The sequence below is a fragment of the Thioalkalivibrio sp. AKL10 genome (genome assembly GCF_000381845.1).
GTDB classification, from domain to species: domain Bacteria; phylum Pseudomonadota; class Gammaproteobacteria; order Ectothiorhodospirales; family Ectothiorhodospiraceae; genus Thioalkalivibrio; species Thioalkalivibrio versutus.
In genome coordinates, this window is record NZ_KB907147.1 from 33,213 (window position 1) to 46,038 (window position 12,826).

At 66.7% G+C, this 12,826-nt stretch carries 11 protein-coding genes and 1 pseudogene; 7 read left to right on the top strand and 5 right to left on the bottom strand.

What is annotated here, in order from left to right:
• The first annotated feature begins 49 nt into the window (after positions 1 to 49).
• From alaC to thrC, 3 genes are all read left to right on the top strand, one after another.
• Positions 50 to 1,273 carry an alanine transaminase gene (gene alaC / locus G333_RS0113865; RefSeq protein WP_018937712.1) on the top strand — a complete coding sequence of 408 codons (1,224 nt, stop codon included), beginning with the start codon at positions 50 to 52 and terminating at the stop codon, positions 1,271 to 1,273.
• A 73-nt stretch (positions 1,274 to 1,346) separates the two neighbouring features.
• Positions 1,347 to 2,660 carry a homoserine dehydrogenase gene (locus tag G333_RS0113870; protein WP_018145811.1) on the top strand — a complete coding sequence of 438 codons (1,314 nt, stop codon included), beginning with the start codon at positions 1,347 to 1,349 and terminating at the stop codon, positions 2,658 to 2,660.
• A gap of 39 nt (positions 2,661 to 2,699) precedes the next feature.
• Entirely contained in the window at positions 2,700 to 3,842 is a 1,143-nt protein-coding gene (gene thrC / locus G333_RS0113875) for a threonine synthase (protein ID WP_026289478.1), read from the top strand.
• A gap of 52 nt (positions 3,843 to 3,894) precedes the next feature.
• On the opposite strand, the gene G333_RS0113880 is transcribed toward thrC, so the two are convergent.
• Positions 3,895 to 4,680, bottom strand: a complete 786-nt coding sequence (locus G333_RS0113880) for a RibD family protein (RefSeq protein WP_018145809.1) — start codon at positions 4,678 to 4,680, stop codon at positions 3,895 to 3,897.
• A gap of 149 nt (positions 4,681 to 4,829) precedes the next feature.
• Here G333_RS0113880 and ribA point away from each other — a divergent pair, with 149 nt between their 5' ends.
• Positions 4,830 to 5,975, top strand: a complete 1,146-nt coding sequence (ribA, locus tag G333_RS0113885; protein ID WP_019568336.1) for a GTP cyclohydrolase II RibA — start codon at positions 4,830 to 4,832, stop codon at positions 5,973 to 5,975.
• A gap of 16 nt (positions 5,976 to 5,991) precedes the next feature.
• Here the strand turns inward: ribA and G333_RS0113890 are convergent, their stop codons facing one another.
• Both G333_RS0113890 and G333_RS0113895 read right to left on the bottom strand, forming a co-directional pair.
• Positions 5,992 to 6,795, bottom strand: a complete 804-nt coding sequence (locus tag G333_RS0113890) for a creatininase family protein (protein WP_019628718.1) — start codon at positions 6,793 to 6,795, stop codon at positions 5,992 to 5,994.
• A 45-nt stretch (positions 6,796 to 6,840) separates the two neighbouring features.
• Entirely contained in the window at positions 6,841 to 7,620 is a 780-nt protein-coding gene (locus G333_RS0113895) for an FkbM family methyltransferase (protein WP_019628719.1), read from the bottom strand.
• 160 nt (positions 7,621 to 7,780) lie between these two features.
• Here G333_RS0113895 and G333_RS0113900 point away from each other — a divergent pair, with 160 nt between their 5' ends.
• From G333_RS0113900 to G333_RS0113910, 3 genes are read left to right on the top strand one after another with little or no spacing between them, the layout of a single operon-like run.
• Entirely contained in the window at positions 7,781 to 8,938 is a 1,158-nt protein-coding gene (locus G333_RS0113900) for a ChaN family lipoprotein (RefSeq protein ID WP_019628720.1), read from the top strand.
• 3 nt (positions 8,939 to 8,941) lie between these two features.
• On the top strand, positions 8,942 to 10,906 hold the full coding sequence (locus G333_RS0113905) for a M1 family metallopeptidase (protein ID WP_026340973.1): 1,965 nt from the start codon (positions 8,942 to 8,944) through the stop codon (positions 10,904 to 10,906).
• Entirely contained in the window at positions 10,896 to 11,318 is a 423-nt protein-coding gene (locus G333_RS0113910; RefSeq protein ID WP_019628722.1) for an HIT domain-containing protein, read from the top strand. The genes G333_RS0113905 and G333_RS0113910 overlap by 11 nt, the downstream gene beginning before the upstream one ends.
• Before the next feature lie 27 nt (positions 11,319 to 11,345).
• On the opposite strand, the pseudogene G333_RS14405 reads toward G333_RS0113910, so the two are convergent.
• Positions 11,346 to 11,993: pseudogene (locus tag G333_RS14405) on the bottom strand (OmpW family protein).
• 94 nt (positions 11,994 to 12,087) lie between these two features.
• A complete protein-coding gene (locus G333_RS0113920; protein WP_019611664.1) occupies positions 12,088 to 12,792 on the bottom strand; it encodes an SDR family NAD(P)-dependent oxidoreductase in 705 nt (234 codons plus the stop codon).
• Between the last annotated feature and the right edge of the window lie 34 nt (positions 12,793 to 12,826).

Genomic DNA, 12,826 nt, shown 5'->3' on the forward strand with positions numbered 1-12,826 from the left:
TTTGGCCCTGCAAAGCGATCCCCAAGGCCCCAACCAGGACCCAGAATCCGTGACCGACGTCTTTCCCCGTATCGAGCGCCTCCCGCCCTACGTCTTCAACATCGTGAACCAGTTGAAGGCCGAGGCCCGCGCCCGCGGCGAGGACATCATCGACTTCGGCATGGGCAACCCGGACCAGCCGACGCCGCAGCACATCGTGGACAAGCTGTGCGAGGCGGCGCAACGCGGCGATACCCACCGCTATTCCGTATCCAAGGGCATCCCGCGGCTGCGCCGCGCGATCACGCGCTGGTACAAGACCCGGTTCGACGTCGATCTGGACCCGGAGACCGAGGCGATCGTGACCATTGGTTCCAAGGAAGGCCTGGCGCACCTTGCGCTGGCGACCCTGGGGCCGGGCGATGCGGTGCTGGTGCCGAATCCGGCCTATCCGATTCATCCCTATGGTTGTGTGATTGCCGGCGCGGATGTGCGCCATGTGCCGTTGACGCCGGATGTCGACTTCTTCGCCGAGCTGGAGCGGGCGATCCAGGACTCCTGGCCGAAGCCGAAGATGCTGATCCTCAACTTCCCGGCGAATCCGACCACCCAGTGCGTGGATCGGGAGTTCTTCGAGCGGGTCGTGGCGATCTGCAAGGAACATGGCATCTGGATCGTGCACGACCTGGCCTATGCCGAGATCAGTTTTGACGGCTACAAGGCGCCTTCGATCTTCGAGGTGCCGGGGGCGAAGGACATTGCGGTGGAGTTCTACACCCTGTCCAAGACCTACAACATGCCGGGCTGGCGCGTGGGCTTCATGTGCGGCAACGCGACCCTGGTCGCGGCGCTGGCGCGGATCAAGTCGTATCTGGACTACGGCACCTTCACGCCGATCCAGGTCGCTGCGATCGCGGCGCTGGAGGGCCCGCAGGACTGCGTGGAGGAGATTCGCGAGCTCTACCGGGTGCGCCGTGATGTCCTCTGCGAGGGGCTGAACAAGCTCGGTTGGCAGGTCGAGAAGCCGAAGGCGACCATGTTCGTCTGGGCGCCGATCCCCGAGCCCTACCGCGAGATGGGCTCGCTGGAGTTCGCCAAGAAGATGCTGAGCGACGCCAAGGTGGCGGTCTCGCCGGGGGTGGGTTTCGGCAACTACGGAGACGACCACGTGCGCTTCAGCCTGATCGAGAACGAACAGCGTACGCGTCAGGCCCTGCGCGGGATCAAGGCGATGTTCCGCGCGGACTCGATCCTGGCCGACGCCTCCGAGGAAAATCCGGGTTCGGGCAGCTAGTTCGAGCGCCGCAGACCCTCAACGCAATGAACACGGGGCGCCGCTGGTGCCCGACGTCAAGGACAGCAAGGCTATGACGCCGGTAAAGATCGGAATTCTGGGACTGGGAACTGTCGGCTGCGGGACGATCAACGTGCTCGCGCGCAACGGCACCGAGATCGCTCGCCGCGCGGGTCGCGACATTCAGGTCGTGGCGGCCGCCGCGCGCGACATCCAGCGCGAGCGCGAATGCGATTGCTCGCAGATCCGCCTGACGACCGATCCGGCCGAGGTCGTCAACGATCCGGAGGTCGAGGTTGTCGTCGAACTGATGGGCGGGACGGATCTCGCCCTGAGCCTGGTACTGGCCGCGATTGACGCGGGCAAGCACGTGGTCACCGCCAACAAGGCCCTGATCGCGCTGCATGGCAACGCGATCTTCGAACGCGCCCAGGAGAAGGGCGTGATGGTGGCCTTCGAGGCGGCAGTCGCCGGTGGCATCCCGATCATCAAGGCCATCCGCGAGGGTCTCGCCGGCAACCAGATCGAGTGGCTGGCCGGGATCATCAACGGAACCGGAAACTTCATCCTCAGCGAGATGCGCGACAAGGGTCGCGACTTCGAGGACGTGCTGGCCGAGGCCCAGGCACTGGGCTATGCCGAGGCCGATCCGACCTTTGACGTGGAGGGGATCGACGCCGCGCACAAGCTGGCGATCCTGGCCTCGATCGCCTTCGGCATCCCGCTCCAGTTCGACCGTGTCGCGGTGGAGGGGATCAGCGATATCACCCGCGAGGATGTCGGCTTCGCCGCGGAACTGGGCTATCGCATCAAGCACCTCGGGATCGCCCGGCGGACGCCGAAGGGCTACGAACTGCGGGTGCATCCGACGCTGATCCCGGAGCGCCGGCTGATCGCGAACGTCGACGGCGTGATGAACGCCGTACTGGTGAACGCGGATGCGGTCGGCCCGACGCTGTACTACGGCGCCGGCGCCGGGGCCGAGGCGACCGCCTCCGCAGTGGTGGCCGATCTGGTCGACGTGGTGCGCGCCCTGACCACGGATCCGGAGAACCGCGTGCCGCATCTGGCCTTCCAGCCGGATGCCCTGTCGGACAAACCGGTGCTGGATCTTGCCGAGGTGGAGACCTCCTTCTACCTGCGCCTGCGCACCCAGGACCGCCCCGGCGTACTGGCCGACATTACCCGGATCCTGGGCGAGCACGGCATCAGCATCGAGGCGATCCTGCAGCGCGAGCCGGACCCGGAGCGCGGCGAGGCCACGATCATCATGCTGACGCACAAGGTTCGCGAGGGCGCGATGAACGAGGCAATTGCCGCGATCGAGGCCCTGGATCATCTGTTGACCCCGATTACCCGTATCCGCATGGAAGGACTGGCGCGCTAGTTGGCGCTCTATCCCTTTCGCAACGACGAAGAGAACACCATGGCCTTTGGACATCGCTATACCGGACTGATCGAGCGCTACCGTGACCGCCTGCCGGTACACGACGACACGCGCATCATCTCGCTGGGCGAGGGCAACACGCCCTTGATCCGTCTGAACAACATCCCGCGCGAGCTCACGCGCGAGGTCGAGATCTACGTCAAGTTCGAGGGGCTGAATCCGACCGGATCGTTCAAGGACCGGGGGATGACCATGGCCGTGACCAAGGCCATCGAGGAGGGCTCGCGGGCGATTGTCTGCGCCTCCACCGGCAACACCTCGGCCGCTGCCGCCGCGTATGCGGCGCGTGCGGGCATTACCGCGTTCGTGGTGATCCCGGACGGCAAGATCGCCCTGGGCAAGCTCGCCCAGGCGATGATGCACGGCGCCACGGTGATCCAGATCGAGGGCAACTTCGACGACGGCATGCGTCTGGTCAAGGAGGTTGCCTCCAATACGCCGGTGACGCTGGTGAACTCGGTGAACCCGTATCGCCTGCAGGGCCAGAAGACGGCCGCCTTCGAGATCGTCGAGGAACTGGGCCGTGCCCCGGACTACCACTGCCTGCCGGTGGGCAACGCGGGGAACATCACCGCGCACTGGATCGGGTACAGCGAGATGGCGGCCAAGAGCAGCGACGACGTGACCGAAGCCTGTTCCTATTGCAAGGGCCACTGCAAGTATGCCGGTGGCGGCATGGTGGGTAACCGTCCGCACATGGTCGGCTATCAGGCGGCGGGATCCGCACCCTTCATGCGGGGGGCGATGGTCGATAACCCGGACACCGTGGCGACCGCGATCCGTATCGGCCATCCGCAGTCCTGGGACATGGCGTGGAAGGTCCGCGAGGAATCCGGCGGTTGGTTCGACGAGTGCCAGGACGACGAGATTCTGGCTGCGCAGAAGCTCCTGGCGGAAAAGGAAGGCGTGTTCTGCGAGCCGGCTTCTGCCGCGTCGCTGGCGGGTGCGCTACGCGACATCCGCGAGGGCAAGATCCAGGAAGGCTCCACTGTGGTGTGCACCCTCACGGGCAACGGCCTGAAGGACCCGGATACGGCCATCGCCCAGAGCGTGATTCAGCCAGCCAAGGTCCCGGCGGAGCTGGACGCGGTCTCCCGCGCGATCCGCGACAACCTGGTTTGAGGCACCCCGCCATCGCGCGTGACGCGATGGCGAAGAGCGAATCTGGGTCGGGTCAGGGCTTGCTGCGCAGGTCCAGGTCGAAGAGGGTGTCGCCGCCGAGGCGGAAGATACGGCAAGGCGGGCGCAACGCCTGATCCAGCGAATCGATCTCCGGCAGGGTTACACCCGGACGCCCAGAGCCGATCAGCATGGGTGCGATGGTCAGGTGCAGCCGGTCCAGAGTGTCGGCCTCGAGAAAGCGCGAGACCGTCTGGCCGCCGCCTTCGACCAGCAGGCGATGCAGGCCCATCTCCGCGAGTTGGCCGCGGATCCTGGCGGGGTCGAAGCGGTCGTCGGCCCCGGTGGGCATCTCCAGGCATTCGACATGCTCGGGCAGGCCGCAGGGTCCATACCCGGCTGCGTGCAGGACAATGGTCCGGACCTCGGCATTGCGAAAGACATGGGCATCAGCGGGAATGCGGCCATCGGGGTCCAGGATCACGCGGACCGGGTTGGGGCCCTCGGTCTTGCGCACGGTCAGGCGAGGGTCGTCGGCCACGACCGTGCCGGCGCCGACGATCACGGCATCGACCAGGGCCCGCAGGCGATGCAGGCGCTCGATATCCTCGGGGCCGGTGACGTAGTGCGACTTGCCGCTCGCGGTGGCAATGCGCCCGTCCAGGCTCTGGCCGAGCTGGGCCACGGTGATGCTGGGGGCCTCGACGATCGGGCCGTAGAGATCCAGCAGCTCGTGGGCACCCGGTGCCAGGGGGCCGGGCAGGGGGCAGCACCCGGGATCGGCCCGCTGTGCCAGCAGCCAGCGCCAGGCCTGCTCCTCGGTTACCGGATAGGCCGTCATGCCGCAATCCCCGGGGTTACGGGACCGCAAGTAGCGAGTTGGGGTAGGCTAACGCCGTCTTCGACCTGCCTGGCCAAGCCGGGAGCCGCCTCCGGGGAATTCGCGGTTTGCGGGCTGGTCATAAACAAAACTCCGTATGGAAGCACCCGATGCACAACGCCGATCGCGGGATCTTTGATCTTCGCCGGGGCCATCCGGTCCTGGTGAGTGGTTCGCAGTCGAGTGTACTCGTTGCGGCCGTCGAGGGGCTGACCCCTGTGTTGCTGGATCGCCTGACCCACATGACCGGGTCCGCGCCTCGACTGATTCTAACCGCGCACCGCGCCTCTGCAATGGGCTGGTCCCAGCCGCTGCAGGAAGGCTGGGAAGGTGTCGCCCTGGAATTCGCTCCGAATACCGATCCCGAGGCCCTGTTTACACTGGCCAGCGCCCCGGAGGCCTCGAACGAGACCACCCACCCGTACGCCGCGATTGGGCAGCCCACGGTGGTTCGTGCGCTTCCCGCAGAGGTCGCGGCCCTGGAGCTTGTGCGTGCGGGGCGTCTGTTGCCGGCGGTGGTGGCCGCGCCGGTCCCCGAGCCGGTGCCGGAGGCCATTCGCACGGCGCTGGCGGACGGCATGTTCCTCGACGTCGACGAGCAGGAGGCGCGCGCGGTGGCCAAGCACCCGCGCCTGGAACTGGCCTATGTCAGTGAGGCCCCGGTGCCGCTGGCGGACGCGCCGGTGACCCGGTTTATGCTGTTCCGCGAGGGCAACGGGATCCTGGAGCACGTCGCGGTACTGATAGGGGAGCCCCGTGACTGGCCGGATGCGGTTCCGGTCCGGCTGCACTCGGCCTGTCTGACCGGGGATCTGTTCGGCAGCCTCCGCTGCGACTGCGGTGATCAGCTGCGCCAGGGCGTGAAAACCATCAATGACTCGGGCGGCGGCGTCCTGTTGTATCTCGCGCAGGAGGGTCGTGGTATTGGACTCGCCAACAAGTTGCGCGCCTATACCATGCAGACGGCCGGACTGGATACCATCGATTCCGATTGCCAGCTGGGTTTCGAGGCCGATGGCCGGCGCTACGACGCGGCGGTGGAGATGCTGGAGTTCCTCGGCATCGACAGCGTGCGGCTATTGACCAACAATCCCGGAAAAATGGATGCCCTGCGTGCCGGTGGCATCGACGTGGTGGCACGCGAGCCGGTGCATGGCAAGCTGAATCCGCACAACTTGCGCTACCTCAGCACCAAGGCCGACCGTGGCGGCCACTGGCTCCAGGAGCTGCTGGCCTCGGAGGCCGAGCGCGGCTGACGCACCTCGCTCCCTCTCAGGGCGCGAGATGCATCAGGTCGAACCGCGCGGCGTCGCGGATCGTCGCGGCCAGGGTGCGAGCGTAGTGCTCCACTAATTGCTGTCCCAACTCGGCGGTTGCGCCGCGGGCATCCCCGACGACACCGGTCGGGTGGAGGTCACCCGCCATCCAGGCGAAGGCGGCGCGCCCTTCGGGTTCCAGGACTTCCAGCTTTTCTGCTAGCGCCGCGCCCAGTGAAGGCGCGTCCAGGGCCGATTCCATGCGCACGTGCTCCGGAGCGAGGAACCGCATCATCGCGGTCTCGATCAAGCCGCCGTGCAGGCCGTGGCGAAGCTCGTCGGGCGCGATGCGGGACGCGTCCGGCGGGGGCTGGGTGAAGTAGTGATGCTTGACCACAAGCATGCCGTGGGCGCGGCGCAACTCCAGGGCCGCGAGGTCGCAGATCGCGGTATTGCCGCCATGACTGTTGACGAGCAGCAGGCGCCGCAGGCCGCTGCGGGACACGCTGTCGCCGATGTCCCGCAAGGTGGCCAATGCGGTTTCGGGCTGCAGGCTCAGGGTGCCGGGGAAGCCGGTATGTTCGGTACTGGTTGCGATCGCCACCGGCGGCAGGACCGTGAGCGGAAGGTCCTCCGGCATGGTCTCGCAGGCGGCCTGCAGCAGGCCCAGCCCGATGCGGTAGTCGGTATCCAGCGGCAGGTGGGGGCCGTGTTGTTCGATGGCCGAGAGGGGCAGGATCGCGACGGCATCGCGGGCGGCGAGCGCGGCGATCCCGTCGCTCGTGTGGTGTTGCCACCAGGGGAGGTTGTCGGAGTTCATAGGCTCAGCCTTGCCGCTCGCACTGGTTCCGTCAAGGCGACCCCATCAAGCATCGTGTCGGCGGGCGTACAGGTCGCCCGAACCCAGGTTTTCGCCGTGTCGCTCCAGCCAGGCAAGGATCGCTGCGGCGGATTGCCAGTCGGCGAAGTGATACTGGCGGCGTTCGCCGCGGATCAGGTTGTATTCGTACGTGCCCAGTTCCGCCAGCTGGTCGAGGCAGTCGCGGGTGACGTCCAGCGCGCCGGCCACGAACTCGAAGGACAGGGCGGAGATGGGGTGGCTCAGGCCGCGCAGAACCTCGGCCTCCATGCCCTCCACATCGATCTTGCAGAATGCTGGAGGCCCGTATTCGGCGATGAGCTGGTCGAGGGTGACCATGGGCACCACGATCTCTTCGTCCCAGCGTACGTGTTCAAAGCTGCGGTTGCGAGTGCGCAGTGATCGCACCCAGGAACGCGAGGCGGAGGAGACGGTCGGGTGACGTCGGCTGACCTGCAGCTGTGCGGTACCAGGACGTGGCCCGGCCACCTCGCGCCGAATCGAGATGCCCGGGCGCCCGCGCACCGCGCGGCGCAGCCAGGGCAGGAGCTGCGGTTGCGGTTCCAGTGCGACCACACGCGCGCCAAGATCGGCGAAGGCGCGGGTGCGGTCGCCGACATGGGCTCCGATGTCGAACACCAGATCCCCGGACTGAATAAACGGGGCATACATATGCTGTAGTCCGCGCTGGCGTCCGGGGCGGCGATAGATGATCAGAGATCGCAGGACACCGATGGTCTGATCCAGCCAGGCCAGGTGGCGTGGGTTTTGCGGGGGTGTGCTCATCCTTTCAGGCTAACCGAGCGGAGGTCTCGGGGGAACGCTGGAGGCGCCGCAGGGTCTTCTGGATAGTTTGGCCGTGCCGGTACCCGGTCTCCGGGTTCGTGGAAGAGTGGGCGTTGGAAAATGGTCCCGCGCGTAGTGGGTTCGCAACGAGGAGTACTGCATGCAGGCGGGTTTTCGGGTTGGGACATGGGTGGGCGCGGTTGGCCTGCTCGCGGCCTTGTTGGGGGGTACCGTGAAGGCGGGTAGTGATTGTCCGGCTCCGGGGGCGTGGTCCACGCCGGCGGGCGAGCCGCTGGATGCCGCCGAGCTGTATGCCGACCTTGCCACCCGCGAGGTGGTGTTGCTGGGCGAGCGCCACGACCGGATGGATCATCATCGCTGGCAGTTGGGCACGCTTTCTGCGCTGCATGGTCAGCGCCCGGACATGGTGATCGGGCTGGAGATGCTGCCCCGCTCCAGGCAGCCGGTGCTGGATGCCTGGGTCGCGGGCGAGCTGGACCCGGAGGCATTCCTGGAGAAGAGCGGTTGGTACGAGCACTGGGGTTTCGACCCGGAGTTGTACTGGCCGATCCTGCACTTTGCCCGGATTCACGACGTGCCGCTGCTGGCGCTGAACCTGGAACGGGAGTATATCCAGCGTCTGGGTCACGAGGGCTGGGATACCGTGGATGCCGATACGCGCGATGGGGTGTCGGCCCCGGCCGCGGCGAGCCAGGGCTACCGTGACTATCTTGAGGCCGTGCTGGAACGTCACCCAGCGGGCATGGGACCGGATTCGGAACGGTTTATCGCGACGCAGTTGGCGTGGGATCGGATGATGGCCGGCGGGATTGCGGCGCGCATCAAGGCGGGCGGCGATACGCCGCCACTGGTGGTCGCGATCATTGGCTCCGGGCACCTGGAATACGGCTATGGGGTGCCGCATCAACTTGCGGATCTGGGCGTGACCGAGGCCGCGGTGTTGTTGCCGCGCGAGCCCGGGGGTTGTGCGGATAGCGATCCGGCGCTTGCGGACGCCGTCTTCGGCGTGCCACACGACGAGCGTTTTGAACGCTCGAGTTTGATGCTGGGCGTGCACCTGGAGTCCGATGACGCGCCGGGGATTCGCATCCTGCGTGTGCAGGAGGGGTCGGTTGGTGAGGCGGCCGGCCTGGAGGCTGGAGATCGTGTTTTGCGGGCAGGCGAACAGACCATCCGTGCCGCTGGCGATCTGCAACGCGTGGTGCAAGCGACGCCACCGGGCATGTGGCTGCCACTGCAGATCGAGCGTGAGGGCGAGCGGCTTGAGCGCGTGGCACGCTTTCCGCGCGAGGACTGACGCATGCGCCCGGGGTTGTGGGTGTGCAGTGTTGCCTTGTGGCTGGCCAGTGGAGCGGCTTCGGCCGACACGCCATACGATGGTGTGACACTGGAGGTGGAACTGGATCCCAGCCAGGCGCGGCTGGAGGGGCGGTTCGAGGCGGATCCGGCCCGGATCGATCCGGCCTCGCTGCGCCGGTTCCGGCTGGATCCGGGCATTGCCGTGGATGCGGTGACGCTTGGCGGGCAGGTAGTCGAGTTCGACCGCAGCGAGGATGGTTGGCTGGAACTGGCGCGCGAGCCGGGTGCGGATGACGGGCCTTTGGCGATCCGCTATGGGGCGCGTCTTTCGGCACCGGACCAGGCACGTCCCGGGGGCGGATATCTGGGCCCGGACGGCGGGTATCTGCCGCCGGGCGCCGACTGGTATCCGCGCCGTCCCGATGCCGAGCCCCACGCTGTGCGGATCGAATTGAAGAGCCTTGGTGGCCATCTCGGGGTGGCTTCCGGTTCCCGCGTGGCCGAGGAGCGCCGGGGTGACGAATACCATGCCACGTTCGAGCACCCCGCTGGTCGCGCCCTGGCGATCGCTACCGGCCCCTGGGAGTCGGCCGAGCTGCGGGTTGGAGATGTGGAGGTACGCACCCTGTTTCCGGTCGGCCTCGAGGAGCGATTCGGGGAGACCTATCGCGAGCAGGCGGCCAAATACCTGCAGCGCTTCAATGGCGAGATCGGCCCGTACCCGTTTGCGACCTTCACGATCGCCGCGAGTACGCAGCCCGTGGGGCTGGCGTTTTCCGGCTTTACGTTGTTGGGGGAGCGTGTGATTCCGCTGCCATTCATTCCGCACACCTCGCTGGGCCACGAGGTCCTGCACGCCTGGTGGGGAACCGGGGCGTACGTGGATTATTCCGCAGGCAACTGGTCGGAAGGGCTGACGACCTACATGGCCGACTATCAGTTCAAGCGTGACCGCGGCGAAGGGCGGGACGAACGGGGCCAGTGGCTGCGCGATTACGCGGCCTTGCCGGCCGGGGAAGATCGCGCGCACGGGAGCTTCCGGGGTGGAAATTCCGGGGCGGCTCGCATCGCCGGCTATCACCGCGGCGCGATGCTGTGGCGAATGCTGGAGGATCGAATCGGGCGCGAGGCGCTGCTGTCGGGTGCGCGGGCCCTGTACGACGAATGGCGCTTTCGCGAGGCGGACTGGGACGCCGTGATCGGGGCGTTCGACGGAACGACGGATGAAGACCTGCGGCCCTTCTTTTCCCAGTGGGTAGAGCGCGCTGGCGCGCCTGCGCTGGAACTGACGGGACAGCGCCGCGAGGCGCGGGGAGACGGTTGGCGAGTACAGGGCCGGCTGCAACAACGCGACGAGCAGGCCCCTTGGGAGCTGTATGTGCCGCTGGAGCTGGAAACCGAGAACGGCCGCGAGACGCATTGGGTCGAGCTGAATGCGGCAGAGAAGGGGGTTTCGCTGGAGACCTCCAGCCGTCCCCTGGCCATTGCCATCGACCCCGACTGGCGAATGTTCCGCCATCTGGCAGCGGATGAGTCGCCCGCCATCCTGCGTCAGGGGGCGCTGGACCCGGAAGCCCGGGTGGTGGCGCTGGAGGATGCGGAACCCTCCGAGGTCGCCCCCTGGCTGGGTCGAGTGCCGGGCTCCGCGGACGACGCAGAAGGCATGCGGATCGTGCTGGGCTCGCATTCCTCCGTGGCCGGCTGGCTGGGGCGGCATGACTTGCCGAGCGACCCGGTCGCACTGGCGAATGCAGGCGAGATCGGTCCGGGTGCGCGGGCCTGGGCCGTACCGGATTCCCGGTTGATTGTGATCAGCGGGGCGGATGCGGATACACGGCGCGAGGTGTTGGCCGCATTGCGGCATCGATCCCACTACAGTTACCTGTTGCCCGGCGCGAACGGCGAATGGCAGACCGGCCTCTGGTCCCGGCCGGGAATATGGCAGGAGTTTGATGATGACGAATGAATTTCTGCTGGATTCACGCCTGGAGGCCGATACCTGGGCTGTGGCCGAGTGGCCACTCTCGCGGCTGCGGTTGATGGATCATCACGACTATCCCTGGTTCATCCTGGTGCCGCGTCGCGCCGATGTGCGCGAACTGCATCAACTGGCCCCCGAGGATGCCATCCAGCTGGCGCGCGAGTCCGGTGCGCTGGCGCGGGCGATGGAGCGAGCCTTCGCCCCGAAGGCGCTGAACGTGGCCAAGCTTGGCAATATCGTGGAGCAGCTGCACCTGCATCATGTAGCGCGCTGCGAGAGGGACCCGGCCTGGCCCGGCCCCGTTTGGGGTGCCCCGAAATCGCGCGGGCTGGAAACGCAAGAGGCCGAGGACCGCATTGCGCGGGTCCTCGGCCTCGTCGGAGACGTCGGCGGCTAGGCCGGCGTCAGACGGTCGTGGCTAGCCTCAGAAGCGGTAGCCGACGTTCATCCCGAAGGTCCAGGGATCGATCTCGACCGTGCCGATGCGCTCCCCGTTCAGGCGCGGGGTGCTCTCGATCTCGATCCAGCGCACCTCGGCGTTGACGAACCAGCTGTCAGTTACGGCCAGGTCGATACCAGCTTGCAGCGCGATACCCCAGGAATCACCGAGGTCGATATCCTCCCCAAGGGAGCTCTCCGTGTCTTCGTCGAAGAAGTAGGTGTAGTTGATGCCTGCGCCCAGGTAAGGGCGGTAAGCCGTGCCGGTGTTGAAGTGGTATTGCGCGCTGAGCGTCGGCGGGAGATGGCGCGTGCTGCCGACGCTGGACCCTTCTAGGGCGATGTCATGCTTGAACGGGATACCAACCAGCAACTACTCCAAGCCGAAATTGTCGGTGAACATGTACGTTGCCGTGCCAGTGGGGCGGGTGCTGGAGCCGACGTCTACGCTATGGGCTCCGTTGATCAAGTCACCGTTGTCGGATTTGGGCGAGATGTAGGTCAGGCCGCCGCGCAGCAGCCAGTCGCCAGCGGAGACATCGGCGTTGGCAGCGGTCGCGTGGGCCGGGATCATGGCCGCGGGGGCCAGCAGGCCGGCCAGGGTCAGAGCGCGCAGGGTGGTGGAACGTTGCATGTCGAGCCTCCGAATCGGTGTATGTTCGCAGGCACTATCCCGCCATCGGTATTAGCGGTTGTTGATGCAGATTATGGTTGTGGCGGGTGAGCGTTCAGAAAGGCAGGCGCTGGCCCTCGAAGTCGTGGAAGCTGCCGGACTGGTCGGCCTCCAGATGGTCCAGGACACCGAGCAGACGTTCGCTTGCGTATTCGGGACTGAGGACCTCCGGGGCGCGTGACCGGTACGGCTCCGATAGACGGGTGTCGCAGGTGCCAGGCTGAAGCGCAATCACCAGCGCATGGCGATGGCTGAAGCGTAGTTCCAGGGCCGTGGTCCGCACGATCTGGTTGAGCGCGGCCTTGGAGGCGCGATAACTCACCCAGCCGCCCAGGTGGTTGTCTTCGATGGAGCCCACCCGGGCCGAGAGGGTGGCCAGGATGCCCTTGCGGCCCCGCGGGAGCAGGGGTGCCAGGTGCTTGAACAGTAATGCAGGGCCGATGGCGTTGATGGCGAAGGCACGGCCCATGATCGTCGGGTCGAGATCGCGCAGGCGCTTCTCCGGGCCGTGGCCGTCGATGGTCAGGATCCCGGTGGCGTCGAGGATCAGGTCCCACTCGGGTGCCTGGTCTCGCAGCCAGGCGGCGGCGTGTTCGATACTGGCCTCGTCGAGCAGGTCCACGGACGGGGTGCTTTGGCGTCCGAGGCCGACCACGCGTTCGCAGTTCGGGTCGTTCTCCAGGTGGTCGACAAACGCGGCACCGAGGCCGCCCGTGGCGCCGATGACTACAGCGCGATAGGGTATCTGCAGGGATTCCATGCAGCGTAGGACCATTACACTTGCGATTGATTCC